Source organism: Acinetobacter apis, from assembly GCF_900197575.1.
In the GTDB taxonomy this organism is placed as follows: Bacteria; Pseudomonadota; Gammaproteobacteria; order Pseudomonadales; family Moraxellaceae; genus Acinetobacter; species Acinetobacter apis.
Genome location: NZ_FZLN01000002.1, coordinates 319,090 through 338,539 on the forward strand (window position 1 = coordinate 319,090; position 19,450 = coordinate 338,539).

Consider the following 19,450-nt stretch of genomic DNA (forward strand, 5'->3'; position numbering starts at 1 on the left):
TGGCATTCAGTGGGTTTAACTAAAATGGCGAATTTTCAAAATTAAATTACATATCACGTTAACACGTTATGAACAACAACGTTCACTTTACTGTCATTTTCTATTCTAACCAATAGATTCACATTCTTAAAGAACATTGGAAGAAATATACAATGACCTTGGATGATTAAACTTATATAAAGGTTATATTGACGTTGCTATACCATTTTCATTCAATATAAAACCTTACAAGCTGGATCAAGTCCTTTTTGAGTAAATACATTGGTGGCTTGATCTCGGAGAGAATCATGAAATTAAACCCCTTGGTTCCTGAACTCATGGTGAAAGATTTAAACATTAGTTACCAATTTTGGGTAGATATTCTTGGATTCTCTTTAAAGTATCAAAGAATTGAAGATAAATTATGTACTTAGAGCAAAATGGCATTCAATTTATGCTAGAAGAGTAACAACAGCACTTATGGTTAACAGGACAACTAAACTATCCTTTTGGCTGAGGAATTCACTTTCAAATTGAAATACCACATATCGATTTAATATTAAATCGGCTCAAAGAAAAACAATGGCCTCTTTTTTCTGATCTCAATGAATGCTGGTATCGTCAAAATGATGTTGAACATGGTCAAAGACAGTTTTTAGTACAAGATCCTGATGGTTATTTGCTGAGAATCATTGAAGTGATTGGAGAAAGACTCATTCAAATCTAATGAAAACTCAAATAAAAACAGTTAAATTTAAATTTTTAGATTATATGTTTGTGATAATTTTATTGTTAATCTTTGACGCTACAATCAACTTCAACCACTCAACTCATAGCGAGTCAAAGCTGATTGCAACATCAAAAATCTTTATTATTTTTTGTTTTCCATGAATCCCCAAATTCATAATAAGCATCTTATATGTAATTTTATTCTATGTATGTGATCCACAACCTACATATGTTTAAAATATAAACTAAATTTAAAATATATGTTTAAATTCAACACTTTAATAATTTTAATAATATAAATTTTGTCTAAATAAAACGTGTTTTCACTTGAAAGGTGGATATCAGATATAAAATATCTACCAATACACCCTCATATAACAAGCAATATGTGTGTGATTTTTAAATGCCATAAAAAAAGCCAATGCAAAGCATTGGCTTTTTAAGTATGCGGCTTAAATTATTTAGCAGCAACCACTTGAATGGTATCGATCAAACGGTTAGAGAAGCCCCACTCGTTGTCATACCAACTTGTGATTTTAAGGAATTTACCACCAATCACGTTAGTTAATTGCGCATCAAAAATTGAAGATGATGGGTTTTTAATGATGTCAGAAGATACAATTTCATCTTCAGTATACTGAAGTACACCTTTAAGCTCATTTTCAGCTGCTTTTTTCACAACTGCTTTAACTTCTTCAATAGTCGTTTCTTTGCTTAGATTTAAAGACAAGTCAACAATTGAACCTGTGATAACAGGAACACGGATTGCACCGCCGTCTAATTTGCCTTTTAATTCAGGGATAACAAGACCAATTGCTTTTGCAGCACCTGTAGATGTTGGAACCATGTTTTGTGCAGCAGCACGAGCACGGCGCATATCTTTATGCGGAGAGTCTTGTAAATTTTGATCTTGAGTATAAGCATGGATTGTTGTCATAAATCCATTTTCAATACCAAAGTTGTCATTAATGACTTTCGCAATTGGCGCTAAACAGTTGGTTGTACATGACGCATTTGAAACAATGTGATGGTTCGCTGCGTCATATAAATGATGGTTCACACCATGTACAACTGTTAAGTCAACATCAGATGCTGGTGCAGAAATAACCACTTTCTTTGCGCCTGCTTTAATGTGCTTAGATGCTGCTGGACCGCTAACAAATACACCTGTTGACTCTAGAACCACGTCAACGTCAAGTTCTTTCCAAGGTAAGTTTTCAGGATCTCTTTCTTGGTAAACTGTGATTTTTTTGCCATCAATAAACAGTGCATTGTCTTCAAATTTCACTTCGCCTGGGAAGTTACCGAATGCTGTATCGTATTTTAATAAATGTGCTAGTTGTTTTACAGACCCTAGATCATTGATTGCAACAATGTTAATTTCGGTTTGCTTTGCTTGAAGTGCACGAACGAAACTACGTCCGATACGACCAAATCCATTAATAGCAACATTAATCATTTTATACTCACCTTTTAAATAAAACGTCCGTCTTCTTTACTATATTTTATACACTGAAACTTCTAACTATGGTTTTGATGTTAACCAATCAACAACCTTTTTTTCGAGTCCCCAAGATGCCCAAGGTGACTCATCATTTTTTACTGCTACAACAAATACTTTGTCATCAAAATCGAGTTTTAAATAGTTTTTAATATAATCACGTACTTTTTTAGCGTCAGGATGAATTGTGGTTTTTACAATCCAAAAATTATGTGAAATTTTTTGGCATTCGCCTTTCGAAACAGTATGTATCGCATCTTCAACGCGGCTAAAGTTTGTATCGTCTGTTTCAAACATGATTGCAAAATATGACATATCCACCCACTCCATTAAACCTTTATAAATAGCGCAAGATTAAACCACCACTATTTGAAATTTACATTTTTATCTCACAAAACACCTTATTTATTAATCCCTCTAAATCAAATACTACCTTAGTATAGATTATTGAAAACTGAGTAATAAATTCAGCAAATATGATCGATCATAGTGCATGCTTTATTTCATTAAATTAGCATAGATTTCAGCATACGAGCCAAATGCTTTTGACGATCAGCATCAAAGAAAATTTAGATGTTAAATATAAAAATGTGTGTTGTAGATGAAACGTGATATAAGCGTGAGAGCATTGCGTTGTATTTTGTTTTTAATACTTTTTTCATGTGTACTGTCCCTAAGCTATATAGTCACTGATAACTACAAAATCAACTTCATGTACTGCTTTAATCCATTCAAAGCAGATTGATTACACTTTTATCGTAATCAAATTATAAGCCACATGCAAGCGCTAAATTGGGTCTTTATTTTTCTGTATTTTGCACCCTAAAAATGCATTAAGCCCATTATTCAATGGGCTTAATTGAACTGCAAGTTAACTTACCAACCAAGGGCTTGTTGTTGGTGTTTAATTAAAGCTTGAATTCCTGTTTCTGCAAGCGCTAGCATTTGATTGCTTTGCTCACGAGTAAATGGTTTATCTTCTGCTGTGCCTTGAATTTCAATAAATTCGCCATTTTGTGTCATGACTACATTTAAATCTGTTTGGCAGTTTGAATCTTCTTCATAGCATAAATCAAGCAATGCTTCGTCTTGATAAATACCTACAGAAATCGCAGCAATTAAACCTCTTAATGGATCTTGCTTAATTTTTTTCTTTTCAATTAGTCCATTGACTGCATCAACCAATGCCACCGCTGCCCCTGTAATTGCTGCAGTACGTGTGCCACCATCTGCTTGAATTACATCACAGTCAATCGTAATAGTAAATTCACCCAATTTTTTTAAATCAATCATCGAACGCAAACTGCGCCCAATTAAACGCTGAATTTCTTGGGTACGACCGCTTTGCTTGCCACGGGCTGCTTCACGATCTGAACGGGTATGGGTTGAACGTGGCAACATACCATATTCGGCAGTAACCCACCCTTGGCCTTTACCTTTTAAAAAGCGTGGTACATTTGAATCCACACTGGCAGTACACAGTACTTTTGTATGTCCAAACTCAATCAGTACTGACCCTTCTGCATAGCGTGTATAATTTCTTGTTATTTTTACATCACGTAGCTGATCTGACGCTCGTTGGTCAATACGCATAACTCATCCTTTGCTTCTAAACAAAATATAATATAGGTTACCATCATAGCAGATTCTTTGCCGATTTAGAGGCATATGCTCATGAAAGCTGAATTTGCTCTGATGGTCATATCATACATCTTGCTGTTTACATTCAGATGAATTTTTATAGGCTTATCCGATTAAAATTGATAGCCTAACCCCAAATAATAGCCCCAACCTGTGCTGTCTTGAACAAATTCATTGCCCCAATTATTCAATGCACCATCTTTAAATTGACTGCCATTATGGAAATAACGTCCTGCTGCATAGGCGCGAAAATGCTTGGTGTTATAAGAAAAAATGTGGGTTGAAACAAAAGCTTCATTGGTTCTGGTACTTAAATAATTTCCACCTGCCTGATTGGTTTTGTCGCCTAAATTTGAACCAAAGTCATAATTTGAGAAGGTGAAATAATTCAGTGCAGCCCCGTTTTTAAATTGGTAAATCGGATAGAAAAACTGAACTTGTAAACGTCCACCATCATTTGACTGATAAGCATTGGCTGCACCATAGTTTTCCCATTGCTGACGTGCATATAAATTAACATTCATACCAAGTTTGGTATGGGTATCAATTGTTGTCCCCACACCGTAATACAAAGTATGTTGACGCGTTAATGTGTCATTGCCTGCATCTAAAATCCAATCAGCAGCAATAAACCAATCTTTAAAAATACCAACAGACAGATCTTTTCCTGTTAAGCGGTTAAACGAGAGTTTAGGTTGATGTTCCATAAATAAATAAGAGGTTGCTTCACCACGATCCCATACCCCATTAATATTTTCATTGCCCATAAAATATTTAGGCGCATCGAAATAGCCATACCAATCTATAGGTCCTGTTTGCCCATAGTATTCAATTTCTAAATAAGCATTTTCAACTTTTTTAGGACTAAACTTAATATTATTGCTGTAAATTCCCCACATGGTTGCATTGATACCTGCATGCGCACTTTGAAATCCACAACCTATCACGGCCAAACCAAGCACAGCGCCATAGCGTTGAAGTAATTTTGTCGGCATGGTGAAATTCGCTCCTAAACATCATTTGAAAATAGCCACAAACACGCGATATGAATTATTTGCCAATACAACCTTGTCATTAGCAATTAAAAAAATACCTAATGTTAAAATACGTTGTTATTTTATTAAACTTATATGAGAAACTATATTTTTATTTTAACGAATGCCGACAAGCGTTTTGATTTTAAACAATTTGACTCAAGCATCGGCACATTATGCGATGCAAATGGATAAATCATAAAATATTGTGGTGAAATCCATGCCTTCATTGAAAAGGACTTAACTTGATGAAAACAATTTTAATTGCTGTTCTGAGCTTATTTTTAAGCACAATTTCATGGGCAGGTCCAAAAGCCGATCCTGTTTCACGCATTGCGATTGTGTGTGCCTTTCAACCTGAAATCCCTGTATTACGTGCAGCATTAAAAGATGCCAAGTTACATACCATTCATCGAACTCAATTTTATACTGGAAAAATTGGCAATAAAGATGTGGTGTTATTTTTATCGGGTATGTCGATGGTCAATGCATCAATGACCACCCAAATGGCATTAGATCATTTTAATATTAAAAGTATTGTTTTTTCAGGTATTGCAGGCGGTGTAAACCCAAGCTTGAGCATTGGTGATGTTGCTGTCCCTGATCAATGGGGACAATATCTTGAAAATATTTTAGCACGCCAAGTGAACGGTCAATTTGTTGCACCGGGCTTTTTGAAAACGCCTTACCCAAATTTTGGTATGATGTTCCCGCAAAATGTACAAATTGCCAATGGCGCACAAGCCCCTGAAGAAAAATTTTGGTTTAAAGTGGATGATCATTTAATGGCTCAAGCTAAAAAAATCTTAGTGCAGCCACAACTTGATCGTTGTACAGATCAAGATCACTGCTTAAGTCATACACCAAAAGTGGTCTTCGGTGGTTCAGGTATTTCAGGTCAATCGTTTATGGATAATGCCGAACTGCGTCAATTTGCATTTAATACCTTCCAAGCCAATGTGGTAGATATGGAATCTGCTGCCATTGGTCATGTTGCCTATGTCAACCAAGTGCCATTTATTGTATTTCGTTCATTGTCTGATTTAGCAGGCGGTGGTTCGGGTGAAAATGAAGAAGAAGTCTTTTTCAAATTGGCGGCGAAAAATTCATCAAAACTCGTCATTCAATATGTTAAAGCACTACAGTAGTACGTCAGTCAGGAAAAATTTTCATGTTTAAACTTGTTATGAAATCAGCCATTGCTTCAGGTTTAGTTTTACTTGCCATCCAATCACATGCTGCGGTGAAACAACAGCCTGTCATTATCCAAGGGGCTTTAGATATTGAAACCGATCATATGGTTCAAAAACTAAAAAATGTAAAAACCAAAAAAATGGGGGGTTGGCAGTTTTGGGAAGGCACTTATGAAGGCTATCCAATTGTAATCTCAAGAACACTCATGGGAATGGGCAATGCATCTGCAGCTACAGCACTTGCGATTGAACATTATCATCCTAAAGCAATTATTAACCAAGGTACGGCTGGCGGTCATGATCCAAAATTGCATGTCTTTGATATTGTCATTGGCACATCTTCAATCAACATTGGTGCATTTATCACCCCGAAAAAAGCCGTGGGTGAAGGTTCTAATGCGCTAACATGGAATAAATCATTCAATCTATTGCCTCAGAATAATCGTCCTGAAGAAGAAAGTCGCCGTTTGATTTTTCAAGCAGATGCAAAACTTTTGGCTGCTGCACACCAAAGCCAAAGTCGTTATAACAAAGGCAAAGTGGTTGATGGTGTGATTGGTTCAGCAGATGTATGGAATAATGAATTAGATCGAATTAATTATTTCCACACCAACTATCAAACTTCGATTGAAGAAATGGAAACTGCTTCTGCTGCACAAGTGGCATCGCTCTATCATGTGCCGTTTATTGGGATTCGTGTATTATCAAATAACCTGACTAATCAAGATGGTTATAACCCAAATACAGGTGTAGCTTGCCAAGATTTTGTGCTTGATGTTGCAAAAACATACCTGTCATCAAAAGCAAAATAATGACTTTGATCAGTCTCAATTTTGAATGAAATTGAGACTGATATGATTTGTTTCATATTTCTACCATTTTATGACACATTATTGGTTAAAATAAGCCAACTTTATTTTAATGTGTCTAGGTCAACACGGCATGTCACAACGTTCAGAGCGAAAAAAACAAAACCGCCAAACCATTATTGATACTGTACTGATGCTAAGCCATCAGGGACAATCCTTTCATACCATCAGTTTAAGACAATTGGCTAAAGAAGTGGGTATCGTACCAAGTGCGCTATACCGCTACTTTCAAAATAAAGACATCTTGGCACAAGCCACTATTGATCAAGTCAGCGTGTTAATTAAAAGCACCCTACTTCAATCAAGAACGACTTTCTATAAACATCCAGATTCAATTGAATATCAACTTAACTTATTTTTAGATCAAGTCAGCAAATATGCCATCTATTGGCATTTTTTTGTCTCTGAGCGGTGGGGTGGTTATTCCACGTTAGAAGAAACCATTTATAGCGAAGTGGACAATTTAACGATTGATTTAATGAAAGACTTAAAAAAACTAGAAACTTATCAGCATGCAACTGATGAACAGCTCTATATTTTTTCAGAATTATTATTACAACTGTTACTTGTATGGTCAAAAGAATGGATCAAATTGTCTCAGGCTGGTGCGCCTGCTGAATCTTATAAGCAGTCATTTGTTCAAGGCTGTCAAAAAAAGATTTCTTTTTTAAGACAGCCTATTAAAACGTCAGCAGCCACATTGTCATTGGCTGAAGAACACTGAGTTTACAATTATTTTTTCGCTGCACGTTCTTTATCAAGCAAGTAATTTAGAATTGCAGTAACACGGCCATTTTCGCCTTGAATCATATATTTTCCAGCCACAACAACTGCAGGTACACCTGTCAACTGATATTGCTGTGCCAATTTATTTGATTCAGCCACTTTACTACTGACTGCAAATGAGTTGTATGCGCTATTAAACTTAGCTTCAGGTATACCATATTTGGTAAAAAACTGTGCTGCTGATTTTTGGTCAAAAATTTGCTTATTATCTACATGGATTGCATCCATCAATGGCAAATGTGTTTTTTGACGTACATTCAATAATTCAGATGCAAAATAAGTACGTGCACCTGACTCCCAAACTGGGTTCATCGCTGCAGGCGTACGCACAAAAGTCACGTCTTTTGGCAATGCTTTTAACCAAGTTTGCATATATGGTTCTAATTTAAAACAATGTGGGCAACCATACCAAAAGAACTCACGTACAGAGATTTTATTGCCAACATCAGGCGATGGGTTTTTCAACACAGTATAGTCTTTGTCTGCGACATATTGTTCTGCAGCTGACGCTTGAACTGAGAAAGCCATCATGGTTGCGGCAAAGCCGTACATTAAAATATTTTTCATTAAGAAACTGTTCCTTTTCCTGAGTTAAATCTGAACTAACATAGCATATCTTGCGTTTTAAAAAGTATGGTGCATAAAACGTCATGTTTGTGTGAAGTTTTTTTTAAGGATTATCACTTTTTCTCGCAGACAAGCTACACTAGCTTAAATCACCAATACTTTATAACAAAATGGATAAAAACATGTCAGATACCAATGTTGATTTACAAGAAGTTGCTAAATTTGAAGCACTTGCTGAAAAGTGGTGGGATAAAACTTCCGACTTCAAACCGTTACATGAAATTAATCCGCTCAGATTGAATTGGATTAATGAACATTCAGAAGGACTCAAAGACAAAAAAGTACTTGATGTTGGCTGCGGTGGCGGTATTTTAACTGAAAGCATGGCACGCAAAGGTGCTCATGTATTAGGTATTGATTTAGCAGAAGCACCACTTGGTGTTGGAAAGCTGCATGCTGCCCATGAGAATGTGGAAAATATTGATTATCGACTGGTCTCTGTTGAAGATCTTGCTAAAGAACAGCCTGGACAATATGACGTTGTAACGTGTATGGAAATGCTTGAGCATGTGCCTAACCCTGCATCGATCATTAAAGCGTGCCAAACTTTAGTCAAACCTGGTGGTCATGTATTCTTTTCAACCATCAACCGTAATCCAAAATCTTACTTATTTGCCATTATCGGTGCTGAATATGTGTTAAGACTGCTGCCTACAGGTACGCATGACTATCATAAATTTATTAAACCTTCTGAACTTGCATATGACATTCGTGCCGCTGATCTTGAGTTAAAACATATGATCGGTTTGCACTATAACCCGCTGACAAAACGTTATTGGCTTGCACCTAATGTTGATGTGAACTACATGATTCATACTCAAAATCGAGCAAGCTCATGAAAAAAGCGGTTTTATTTGATTTAGACGGCACTTTAATTGATACCGCACCTGACTTTATCCGCATTGTACAAAACATGTGCCGCGAAGCAGAAATTCCTGTATTAGATGCAGACCTCATCCGTGCACGGGTATCTGAAGGTGCACGTGCAATGGTAAAACTGGTCTATCCATCTCATTTAGATGAAGCAACGTTCTTAAAACATCGCGACCGCTTCTTATCTGAATATCAAGACAATATTGCTGTCGACACACAGCTATTTGATGGGATGGATGAGCTGCTTCAAGATTTAGAGCAACGATCTATTCCTTGGGGTATCGTCACCAATAAACCACGTTATTTAAGTGAAATATTATTAGATGCGCTTGATTTAAAAACACGTTGTGCTGTTTTGGTATGTCCTGATGATGTACACCGTACCAAGCCTGATCCAGAACCGATGTATTTGGCTGCATCACAACTTGATCTTGACGCAGAAGATATTATTTATGTGGGTGATCATCCACGTGATATTGATGCAGGTCGCAGTGCAGACATGCTCACTATTTTAGCAGGCTACGGCTATTTACCACCTGATGCGAAAGATGATTTAGATGCATGGAATGCAGATTATATTGTCCACACGGTAGAGCAATTACATGCTGAAATTGAAGCATTGATCTCACCTTAAAATTGATAATGGCATGAATGGAGGACTTCATCATGAAGTACACAGCATATCAACCGAGAACGGATTTACTCAAAGACAAAGTTATTTTAGTGACTGGCGCAAGTGATGGAATTGGACGAACTGCTGCATTAAGCTATGCATTACATGGTGCAACGGTGGTACTTCATGGTCGAACACTCAATAAGCTTGAAGTCATTTATGATGAAATTGAAAAATTAGGTGCGCCACAACCTGCTATTTTACCTTTACAACTCTCAAGTGCATCAACCTTAGAGTATGAAACGCTGTACAACACGCTTGAAAAACAATTTGGCGGTTTAGACGGTATTTTACACAGTGCTGGGATTTTAGGGTCAAGACTGCCCCTTGCAGACTATCCTATAGAAATATGGGATGAAGTCATGGCTGTCAACTTACGCGCACCACTTTTGATGACCCAAGCGCTGTTACCCTTACTTAAAAAATCACAAAGTGCTTCTGTGATTTTTACAAGTTCAGGGGTTGGGCGGGAAGCACGCGCTTTATGGGGCGCATATGCTGTCTCAAAATTTGGTACAGAAGCGTTGTCAAAAATATTTGCTGAAGAGAATACCGAAGAAAATATTCGCTTTAACTGCATTAATCCTGGCGCAACACGTACAGCAATGCGTGCACAAGCTTATCCTGATGAAGATCCATTAACCTTACCTACATCAGAAGCATTAATGCCAACTTACCTTTACCTCATGGGTGAAGACAGCAAACACTTAAATGGAGAAAGCATTAATGCTCAATGATTTATTTTTAATCTATCATTGAAAAAATACGGTTAAATTACAAAAAAAAATACGTTGTTTATTTTCAATTCATGCTATTTTTATGCTGTTATTTTATGTTCACTTAATAAAATAACAGCGCAATCTTCATACTCTCTCTGCATTTTTTTTATACAGTAGCTCATCTTTTCAACCTGTATGTATTGACCGTCACTTTAGAGATGTGAAATGAAAAAATATCATTTAATTATAATATTTGCATCCATAAGCCCTCATGTCTTTGCTGGTCCCGGTGGTGGTGGGGGTGGCTTTGGTGGTGGAGGTCGTGGCGGCGGTATGGGCGGCGATATGATGATGGGACGTGTCGAAATCAGCCAACGACAAAGCTTTTCACAAAGCCGTGACTTGTTTGATGACTTACAAGAACGGCGCCGTGAACGAGAAGAACGCGGTTTTGAACGCTTAAAGCATATCAAATGGCAAGAAGGTTATACCATGCCACAACATTATCGCAGTGATCGCTATAAAGTTGAGCCGAGTGAATATCAGTTGTCAGCACCCGGCAAAAACCAACAATGGTATAAAATTAACAATGATTTTTTATTGGTTGATACTAACAATGCAATTGTTCGAGTCCAATAATTAAAAAAAGCTCTAAATTTAGAGCTTTTTTTAATTATTGAATTTGAATACCAGACTGCCCAGGCGGAGTGACTTTAAAAATCTCCACCTCAAAGCTAATATTTTTTCCGGCCAAAGGATGATTAAAATCTACCGTAGTTACATTATCATCAACCGATTGCACCACACCAAATAAACTTGATTTGGCTTTGTCTTCAAATTCAGTCAAATGTCCAACAATTGGGCGTTCAGCAAACTTCACTGTATCAAATGTTTGTACATTCTCAGCATTCCACGGACCAAAAGCATCTTCTGGTGGTAAATGCACTGTACGACGGTCACCTGCCCTTAATCCCATTAATGCAGATTCGAAGCCAGGTAATAAACTGCCATCACCCACCACAAGATGAACAGGCTCACCATGCTGACGGGTATTGTCAATTTCCACACCATTTTCTAGTGCCACTGAAAAATGCAATTCCACTGTAGAATTTAATTGAATACGCGTTTCTTCATTGGGCAATATAATGTCAGACATAATCCATTAAACCTGTGTCTTTCTTTTCTTTTCTAAAAAGAAAGTATCAATAAGCAATAAAATTGTACCTAAGGTAATTGCACTGTCTGCAATATTAAATGCAGGAAAGTGATGATCTTGATAATACACATGAATAAAGTCCACCACATATCCAAGTGTGATACGGTCAATCAAATTACCAATCGCACCACCTAACATCAGCGCAATGGCAAGTGGTAAAATAATTAAGCCTTTAGGCATACGCATCAGTATAAATAAAAAAATCACTGACACTACGCTGGCTAGACCGGTAAAAAGATACTGCTGCCAACCACCTGCTTGAGACAGAAAACTAAAAGCTGCGCCATAATTATGTAGCAGCGTCCAATTGAGTGATGGCAAAACATGTTGCGGGTCAGCATAATTTAATGATGTGCTGGCAATATGTTTAGTCCATTGGTCAAGAATAATTGCAAGCAATGGAATACCAAGCCACTTTGCATTAGCAGCTTGGATTTTAGATTGTTTCTCTTTCTGTGGATTAGGCATACTTTCTCTCTTCACCTGTACCATCTACATTCTCAATACAGCGAGAGCATAAACCTGGATGTGCAGCATGTGTATTCACATCAGGTAAAACATGCCAGCATCGTGCACATTTTTCACCTTCTGCAGCCACCACAGCAATACGTAAACCCTCTACATCTGTGGCATCGCCTTGTGACTCATCAAAGGCAAACACTTGAACTTCTGATGTAATCAATACAAAGCGCAATTCATTTTCAAGCTGTTTCAAAATGCGCTCAAGCGAAGGTGTTGCCCAAAGCTGCACTTTTGCCGATAAATTACCACCAATCAATTTTGCATTACGTGCGACTTCAATTTGTTTATTAACAGCTGATTTCACTTGGATTAATTGCTGCCAATCTTCTGCTGAAATGATATTCGATGACACGTTCGGCAAGTCATACCATGTTTGAGTAAACACATAATCTTCATGTTGCTCAGGAATCAGTGGCCATGCCTCTTGAGCGGTAAAACTTAAGATTGGGCTCATCCAACGTACAAAAGCCTGCACAATATGGTATAGCGCTGTTTGTGCAGATAAACGAGCTTGTGAGTCCGCTTTGGTTGTGTACTGACGATCTTTAATAATATCTAAGTAAAAACCACCTAAATCATTAATACAGAAGTTGGTTAATGCACTACATACCGCATGGAAGTTCATATCTGCATATGATTCAATAATGCTTGCTTGTACTTCACCTGCACGCTTTAAAATATACTGATCTAATTCAATTAATGATTCAGCTGCAATTAAGTCACGGCTTGGTTCAAAACCTTTTAGATTGGCTAATAAAAAGCGTAATGTATTACGAATACGGCGATAGCTGTCACTGACACGGTTAAAAATTTCTTTAGATGCGGAAATTTCATAACGGTAATCACTTGATGCAACATAAAGTCGTAAGCCATCTGCACCAAGCTGCTTAATAATATCTTCTAAAGGAATATAGTTGCCTAATGATTTAGATAACTTGCGTCCTTTTTCATCCACTGTGAAACCATGTGTTAACAAGGTTTTATACGGTGCACGATTATGAATTGCAACAGAGGTCAATAATGAAGATTGGAACCAACCACGATGCTGATCTGAACCTTCTAAATACAAATCTGCAGGGCTTTGTAGTTCTTCACGCTGGTCAAGTACTGCATAATGTGTGGTGCCTGAATCAAACCATACATCTAAGGTATCGCGGATTGCACGGTATTCATTTGCATCATCGCCAATGAAATCTTTCGCATCACGGTTAAACCAAGCATCAATACCTTCTTTTTCAATCAATGCAGCAACATCTTCAATCAGCTCTTCAGTACGCGGATGCAACTCATTGGTATCTTTATGCACAAAGAATGGGATAGGTACACCCCAAGTACGCTGTCTTGAAATACACCAATCAGGACGACCATCAATCATTGATTCAATACGGTTTTTACCCCAATTTGGAATAAATTGAATGTCGTTTTCAATCGCATGAAGGGCATTTTGTCTTAACCCTTGCTGATCCATGCTAATGAACCATTGCGGTGTTGCTCTAAAAATAATTGGTGTCTTGTGGCGCCAACAATGTGGATAGCTGTGGCGAATCGGCTCATGAGCCCATAAACTACCGCCTTCTTTTAAAGCATCAATAATTTTTGGATTGGCTTTATAAATGTGCTCGCCTGCAAAAATAGGCGCTGTAGGCAAATAGACCCCATTACCACCAACAGGGTTATCTACAGGTAATCCGTACAATAAGCCAACTTTATAGTCGTCTACACCATGCCCTGTTGCTGTATGTACAGCCCCTGTACCACTGGTGGCAATCACATGCTCACCTAAAATGACAGGCACTTGACGGCTTGCGATCAATGGATGTTGTAATTTCAAGTGCTCTAGAGCTTGACCATTAAAATCTGCAAGTACCACAGGCGACTCTAGCTGGTAACGTTCACATGCTGAAGCAACAAGATCTTTGGCTAAAATTAAATTATGCGCACCACGTACACTATTTACTGCAACCAATTGATATTCAATTTCAGCATGCAATGCAACAGCTTGGTTCGCAGGCAATGTCCATGGTGTGGTTGTCCAAATCACAATATCGGTATCATCAGTAATGCTATGACCGACACGTGTTGATAAATCATTAAGATCAACAACACGAAAACCGACATCAATCGCATCAGATTTTTTATCTTCATACTCAACTTCAGCTTCAGCCAATGCTGAACCACAATCCAAACACCAATTGACTGGTTTTAAACCGGGTTGAATATGACCTTTCTTTTGAATTTCACCTACAGCACGCACAATATTGGCTTCTTGCTGAAAATTCATTGTAAGATAAGGATTGTCCCAATCTCCCAAAATTCCCAACCGTTTAAAGTCTTCACGCTGTATATCCACTTGCTTTAATGCATATTCGCGGCAATGCTGACGAAATTCTGATGCAGTGACTTTCTCACCCACTTTGCCTACTTTTTCTTCTACTTTCAGCTCAATGGGTAAACCGTGGCAGTCCCAACCTGGTACATAAGGCGCATCAAAGCCATCTAATGTTTTGCTTTTAAGAATGATATCTTTTAATACTTTATTCACGACATGGCCCAAATGGATTTGTCCATTGGCATAAGGAGGGCCATCATGCAAAATATATTTTTTCTTGCCAATACGCGCGTTACGAATTCGCTGATAAATGCCGTCTGCATACCAACCATCTAACCATTTCACCTCACGGACTGCTAAGTTTGCTTTCATGGCAAACTCGGTTCCCGGTAAATTTAATGTGGCTTTATAATCTACGACGTTTTCAGGATTTTGCTTATCGCTCATGCAAGTGGCTTCCAATTTCAAAGTATGTTAAGTACTCAGGTATTTCAAAAAAATAAATCAATTAAAAAGGAAAAGTGCTGTTGTTTTGCCTAAATTCAAGCAGTTGTACAACATCATCATGAATTCCCTCTTTTAAAGCATCCAATGAAGCGTAATTTCTTTCGCCATGTAAATAATTTAAAAACGTAACACGCATTAATAAGCCATACAGATTAGCAGAAACTTCAGGAAAGTGAACTTCTAAACGCCATTCTGGTGTGTCTTGTTGAATTGCAGGGCGCGTTCCAACATGGCCTGCACCAAATAAGCTCTGCTCTTGATAGCCTAAAACGCCTGTTAAGGCACTGTCTTTACGAATATGGTCAGTTAACGGCTGTGTTTCACACACCACATCTACCCCATAAATTCCGCTTAAACACGGTTTATGGCGCTTTAAACCAATATTGATGGTTGGAAAACTTAAAGTTCGACCAAGCTTATCGCCATGCTGTACACGACCAATAATACTATAGGGACGACCTAATAATTGATTGGCTAATGCTAAATTACCTTGTTGTAATACGCGTCTGATTCGTGTTGAACTTACACGCTCACCATCTAGAACCACGGTTTTTAAATTATCGACAACAAAACCATAGGTTTTTAAAAACTTGCTGTTACCTTGTCTATTTTTTCCAAAATGAAAATCATCACCTAACACCAAATGCTCTGCATTTAATGTATTTTTTAAAATTGAGGCAAAGTTTTCACGACTCTGATTACGAAATTCAGCATTAAATTTTACAATCACCACATAATCGACGCCTAACGCTGCCAATGCTTCTACTTTTTCGCGTAAAGATGAAATTCTAGGTGGTGCATCATATTGCTTAAAAAACTCAAGCGGCTGTGGCTCAAAGACAATGACTAATGTTTTTAGGTTTTTTTCTAAAGCGACATGTTTTAATTGTTTCACCATGGCCTGATGTCCAAGATGAACACCATCAAAATTGCCAATAGTCACCGCCGTTTTGGGCAGTTGCATATGGGGTGATAATGCATGCAGACGAAGTAATTTCATGGACCAAGCGTAAGGTAATTTATTTATATTTGGCTATTTTGCCATATTATGATCAATTCGTCTTGTATTGTTATTTTCTTTTCAAAACTCAAGTTTGGGCATATTTAAATTGACTAAGCCAAAATAAATAATGCCCAACCTAATTACTTAGTCACTGCGCCATACAGTAACGTGTGTACTGTATTTTGGATTGCTTTTTGATGAAATGCTCGGTTACGCAACGTTTTACCTGTTAATGCATCAAATTGAATATCAAAATCTGCATAACTTTGCGTCAATGACCATAAATTCATGATAAATAATTCAGGAACAATATGTTCAGAGATTTTGCCTTGCTCTTGCCAATCAGAAATCACTTTTACTTTACGCTTAAAGTGTTTTTTAATTGAGCCCTTTAAAATACTGCTGATATAAGGCGCACCTTGAATCACTTCAAGGGCAAATAATTTAGATGCTTTTGGATTCACACGAGAAAACTCAAGCTTATTTTCAATATATTTGGTCAACATTTCCTCAGGATCAGCATCTGCATGTAATACCTGCATCGACTCTAACCATTTTTGTAATACAGAAGTAAGAACTTCAACATAAAGTGCTTCTTTATTAGAAAAATAGTAAAAGATATTTGACTTGTGCATATTGGAAAGTTTAGCAATTTCATCCAAACTTGCGCCAGTAAACCCATAGACTGAAAAGACATCTAAGGCTGCATTTAAAAGTTGGTTCCGCTTTTGCGTACTTTTTTTAAGTTCCATAAGATGTGACAAATTATCAAAAAAATAGATACATAGATTCTAGAACAAATACTCTTATTTGTGCATTGATTTGTTTAAAAAAATGATGAAAAAATCAATTAAATACTATCGTTTTTATCTATCCGCCATTCTTTATAAGATTTTTTTAAAAACCAATGAGTTTCTTTGATAATTATACAGTTGTTGTCTTGCACTTGGTAAGTCGTCCACACTGGCCTGAACAAAGCCATGTTCTAAAAACCAATGTGATGTTTTTGTGGTCAAAACAAACAATGTTTTGATATCTTGTTGACGTGAACGACTCTCTAAAAAGGCAAGAATTTGGCTTCCTCGATTTGACTTTCGGTAACCTGGATGAACAGCAACACATGCAATTTCTGCACACTTGGCTTCTGTATCGACTGTATCAATTGGATATAAAGCTGCACACGCAAGAATTGTTCCATCTCGCTCAATCACTGCAAATTGCTCGATTTCATTCTCGAGACGCTCTCTTGAGCGATACACTAAAATACCTTGCTCTTCTAATGGGCGTAGCAGCGTCATTAGGCCACCTACATCATCAATGCTTGCCATACGTACACCTTCATAATGTGCATCTGTCAGCATCGTTCCAACGCCATCACGTGTAAATAATTCTTGGATTAAGGCACCATCATATGAAAATGGTAGTAAATGCACACGCTGTACACCATGTAATGATGCTTCTTTTGCATGCTTTAACATTAAAGAAAAATATGGCGATGTCTTTTTGTATTGCTCAATATACGGGGTGAGATAGTCAGATGACAATTCACGAATCAATTGCCCACCTGTATTCATAACACCTTGCTCTTCAGTCAAAAAAACCAATTTATCCGCTTTTAAAGCAATTGCTGTTTTGGTTGCCACTTCTTCAGCCAATAAATTAAATACTTCACCTGTGGTCGAATATCCTGTTGGACCCAACAGGACAATATTATTTTGTTTTAATAAGTTTTTAATTGATTCTGTGTCGACTGTACGTACCTCCCCACTCAATTGAAAATCTATGCCCTCATGAATTCCAAATGGTTTGGCTGTAATTAAGTTACCAGAAACCACATCAATTCTAGAGCCAAACATCGGTGAATTGGCAAGTCCCATAGAAAGAAGTGCTTCAATATGCATGCGAGATGCACCAACGGCATTCATCACTTCAGGTAATGACTCTCTTGTGGTCACTCGGCGATCATCATGAATTGGCGTTTTAATATTTTGTTTTGCTAACTGCGCTTCAATTTGATCCCGTGCACCATGTACCAAGACCAACTGAATACCTAAAGAGTGTAGTAAAGCGATATCATGAATAATATGATGAAAATAATCGCTTTTTAATGCAGCACCTTCAAACATAATTACAAAGACTTTATTGCGGTGTGCATTGATATAAGGTGCAGTGTGGCGAAACCAATGTAAGTAATCTTGGGTGGTTGTGCTGGCGATTGACGTATGATTGTCTAGCATATATTTATTACTCAGTACCTTTCCAATTCAAGTGACTTCTCATCTTGTTTAAATCATCAAATTTATTGATTTTAATCATTTCAATATAAACATACTGTGATCTAAAACAATTTTAATTTTATCACTGTACATTAAAAATATATTGACCCGTTAGAGTATTTATATGAGTTTTATTCGAAAAATATATCGTGGCATTAGATATCATCCACGCTTTTATTTTATGCTGCCTTTCGGTTTAATGATTGGGCTCATTTTACACAATTTAACCAGTTGGACATGGTCTACCACAGTCTTAGTCTGTTGGAATTCAGCAATAAGTTTATATCTCTTAACCACCTATTTACTCTTGAAGGATGATGATCATCAAGACATCAGCGGTCGCGCCGAGCGACAAGATGAAGGGAAATGGTTGATATTCATTTTTGTATGCTTTGCTTTAGCAATGTGTTTGTTTGCCATTTTTGTTAATTTATCACATATCCCAAATCAAGCTGATTTAAAGTATGCACATATTGGTTTGTCACTCATCACCATTGGGTTAGCATGGCTGTTGGTGCATACTATTTTTGCTATTCACTATGCACATGATTTTTACATTGAGTTTAATAAAGAACAATCAGGTGGATTAGAGTTTCCAAATACACCGAAACCCCTTTATTCTGATTTTATTTATTTTAGCTATGTAGTCGGTACCGCATCACAAACGGCAGATGTATCTATTAGTTCAAGAAAAATGCGTGTTTTAAATACCTTACATATTTTATTTGCTTTTACTTTTAATACGATTATTTTGGCCATTTGTATCAATATTGCTGCAAGCTTAATCACAAGCTAATTTTATCAGAAAGTTTAAAAATATCTTTTAATAATATAAAAACGCGCATAAAAAAAGCCCCCTCGATTGAGGGGGCTTTTAAGAATAAGATGCTGGCGATGACTTACTCTCACATGGGTAATCCCACACTACCATCAGCGCAAAGAGGTTTCACTTCTGAGTTCGGGAAGGGATCAG

Annotated in this window: 20 protein-coding genes and 1 rRNA gene; 9 read left to right on the forward strand and 12 right to left on the reverse strand. The window is 37.2% G+C overall.

Annotated features, from left to right (window positions below; all coding sequences use genetic code 11):
* Window positions 1-287 precede the first annotated feature (287 nt).
* Window positions 288-413, forward strand: coding sequence for a VOC family protein (locus tag CFY84_RS11370; protein WP_265734648.1), 126 nt, complete (start codon window positions 288-290; stop codon window positions 411-413).
* 752 nt (window positions 414-1,165) lie between these two features.
* Here the strand turns inward: CFY84_RS11370 and gap are convergent.
* The 4 genes from gap to tsx all read right to left on the reverse strand — a co-directional run bounded on the left by gap (window position 1,166) and on the right by tsx (window position 4,845).
* Window positions 1,166-2,167 (reverse strand): type I glyceraldehyde-3-phosphate dehydrogenase, encoded by a 1,002-nt coding sequence (gene gap / locus CFY84_RS08055; RefSeq protein ID WP_088823700.1) that lies wholly within the window; start codon window positions 2,165-2,167, stop codon window positions 1,166-1,168.
* Between the two features lie 66 nt (window positions 2,168-2,233).
* The gene (locus CFY84_RS08060) at window positions 2,234-2,524 is read right to left on the reverse strand and encodes a hypothetical protein (protein ID WP_088823701.1); all 291 of its coding nucleotides are present in this window, start codon (window positions 2,522-2,524) and stop codon (window positions 2,234-2,236) included.
* A 561-nt stretch (window positions 2,525-3,085) separates the two neighbouring features.
* Complete coding sequence (rph, locus tag CFY84_RS08065) at window positions 3,086-3,802, reverse strand: ribonuclease PH (RefSeq protein WP_088823702.1); 717 nt, start codon at window positions 3,800-3,802, stop codon at window positions 3,086-3,088.
* 161 nt (window positions 3,803-3,963) lie between these two features.
* Entirely contained in the window at window positions 3,964-4,845 is an 882-nt protein-coding gene (tsx, locus tag CFY84_RS08070; RefSeq protein ID WP_088823703.1) for a nucleoside-specific channel-forming protein Tsx, read from the reverse strand.
* A 287-nt stretch (window positions 4,846-5,132) separates the two neighbouring features.
* Between tsx and CFY84_RS08075 the strand changes: the two genes are divergently transcribed.
* The 3 genes from CFY84_RS08075 to CFY84_RS08085 all read left to right on the forward strand — a co-directional run bounded on the left by CFY84_RS08075 (window position 5,133) and on the right by CFY84_RS08085 (window position 7,670).
* The gene (locus CFY84_RS08075) at window positions 5,133-6,032 is read left to right on the forward strand and encodes a 5'-methylthioadenosine/S-adenosylhomocysteine nucleosidase (RefSeq protein ID WP_088823704.1); all 900 of its coding nucleotides are present in this window, start codon (window positions 5,133-5,135) and stop codon (window positions 6,030-6,032) included.
* A 17-nt stretch (window positions 6,033-6,049) separates the two neighbouring features.
* Window positions 6,050-6,889, forward strand: a complete 840-nt coding sequence (locus CFY84_RS08080) for a 5'-methylthioadenosine/S-adenosylhomocysteine nucleosidase (RefSeq protein WP_228149625.1) — start codon at window positions 6,050-6,052, stop codon at window positions 6,887-6,889.
* A 130-nt stretch (window positions 6,890-7,019) separates the two neighbouring features.
* The gene (locus CFY84_RS08085) at window positions 7,020-7,670 is read left to right on the forward strand and encodes a TetR family transcriptional regulator (RefSeq protein WP_171289062.1); all 651 of its coding nucleotides are present in this window, start codon (window positions 7,020-7,022) and stop codon (window positions 7,668-7,670) included.
* 8 nt (window positions 7,671-7,678) lie between these two features.
* On the opposite strand, the gene CFY84_RS08090 is transcribed toward CFY84_RS08085, so the two are convergent.
* The gene (locus CFY84_RS08090) at window positions 7,679-8,299 is read right to left on the reverse strand and encodes a thiol:disulfide interchange protein DsbA/DsbL (protein WP_088823707.1); all 621 of its coding nucleotides are present in this window, start codon (window positions 8,297-8,299) and stop codon (window positions 7,679-7,681) included.
* Window positions 8,300-8,481: 182 nt separating this feature from the next.
* On the opposite strand from CFY84_RS08090, the gene ubiG reads away from it, so the two are divergent.
* The 4 genes from ubiG to CFY84_RS08110 all read left to right on the forward strand — a co-directional run bounded on the left by ubiG (window position 8,482) and on the right by CFY84_RS08110 (window position 11,263).
* Entirely contained in the window at window positions 8,482-9,198 is a 717-nt protein-coding gene (gene ubiG, locus CFY84_RS08095; protein WP_088823708.1) for a bifunctional 2-polyprenyl-6-hydroxyphenol methylase/3-demethylubiquinol 3-O-methyltransferase UbiG, read from the forward strand.
* Window positions 9,195-9,866 (forward strand): HAD family hydrolase, encoded by a 672-nt coding sequence (locus CFY84_RS08100; protein ID WP_088823709.1) that lies wholly within the window; start codon window positions 9,195-9,197, stop codon window positions 9,864-9,866. The genes ubiG and CFY84_RS08100 overlap by 4 nt, the downstream gene beginning before the upstream one ends.
* 32 nt (window positions 9,867-9,898) lie before the next feature.
* Entirely contained in the window at window positions 9,899-10,642 is a 744-nt protein-coding gene (locus tag CFY84_RS08105; protein ID WP_088823710.1) for a YciK family oxidoreductase, read from the forward strand.
* A 207-nt stretch (window positions 10,643-10,849) separates the two neighbouring features.
* Window positions 10,850-11,263 carry an RcnB family protein gene (locus tag CFY84_RS08110; RefSeq protein WP_228149621.1) on the forward strand — a complete coding sequence of 138 codons (414 nt, stop codon included), beginning with the start codon at window positions 10,850-10,852 and terminating at the stop codon, window positions 11,261-11,263.
* A 34-nt stretch (window positions 11,264-11,297) separates the two neighbouring features.
* Here the strand turns inward: CFY84_RS08110 and CFY84_RS08115 are convergent, their stop codons facing one another.
* From CFY84_RS08115 to argA, 6 genes are all read right to left on the reverse strand, one after another.
* Entirely contained in the window at window positions 11,298-11,780 is a 483-nt protein-coding gene (locus CFY84_RS08115; RefSeq protein ID WP_088823711.1) for an FKBP-type peptidyl-prolyl cis-trans isomerase, read from the reverse strand.
* Window positions 11,781-11,786: 6 nt separating this feature from the next.
* On the reverse strand, window positions 11,787-12,308 hold the full coding sequence (gene lspA, locus CFY84_RS08120; RefSeq protein WP_088823712.1) for a signal peptidase II: 522 nt from the start codon (window positions 12,306-12,308) through the stop codon (window positions 11,787-11,789).
* Window positions 12,301-15,138, reverse strand: a complete 2,838-nt coding sequence (gene ileS / locus CFY84_RS08125; RefSeq protein WP_088823713.1) for an isoleucine--tRNA ligase — start codon at window positions 15,136-15,138, stop codon at window positions 12,301-12,303. The genes lspA and ileS overlap by 8 nt, the downstream gene beginning before the upstream one ends.
* Window positions 15,139-15,199: 61 nt before the next feature.
* Window positions 15,200-16,198: a riboflavin biosynthesis protein RibF gene (gene ribF / locus CFY84_RS08130; protein ID WP_088823714.1), complete on the reverse strand. Its 999-nt coding sequence runs from the start codon at window positions 16,196-16,198 to the stop codon at window positions 15,200-15,202.
* A 143-nt stretch (window positions 16,199-16,341) separates the two neighbouring features.
* Window positions 16,342-16,953: a TetR/AcrR family transcriptional regulator gene (locus CFY84_RS08135; protein ID WP_088823715.1), complete on the reverse strand. Its 612-nt coding sequence runs from the start codon at window positions 16,951-16,953 to the stop codon at window positions 16,342-16,344.
* Between the two features lie 132 nt (window positions 16,954-17,085).
* A complete protein-coding gene (argA, locus tag CFY84_RS08140; protein WP_088823716.1) occupies window positions 17,086-18,438 on the reverse strand; it encodes an amino-acid N-acetyltransferase in 1,353 nt (450 codons plus the stop codon).
* A 163-nt stretch (window positions 18,439-18,601) separates the two neighbouring features.
* Here argA and CFY84_RS08145 point away from each other — a divergent pair, with 163 nt between their 5' ends.
* Window positions 18,602-19,273, forward strand: coding sequence for a DUF1345 domain-containing protein (locus CFY84_RS08145; RefSeq protein WP_088823717.1), 672 nt, complete (start codon window positions 18,602-18,604; stop codon window positions 19,271-19,273).
* Window positions 19,274-19,363: 90 nt separating this feature from the next.
* On the opposite strand, the gene rrf is transcribed toward CFY84_RS08145, so the two are convergent.
* A 5S ribosomal RNA gene (rrf, locus tag CFY84_RS08150) occupies window positions 19,364-19,450 on the reverse strand; the annotation flags it as partial.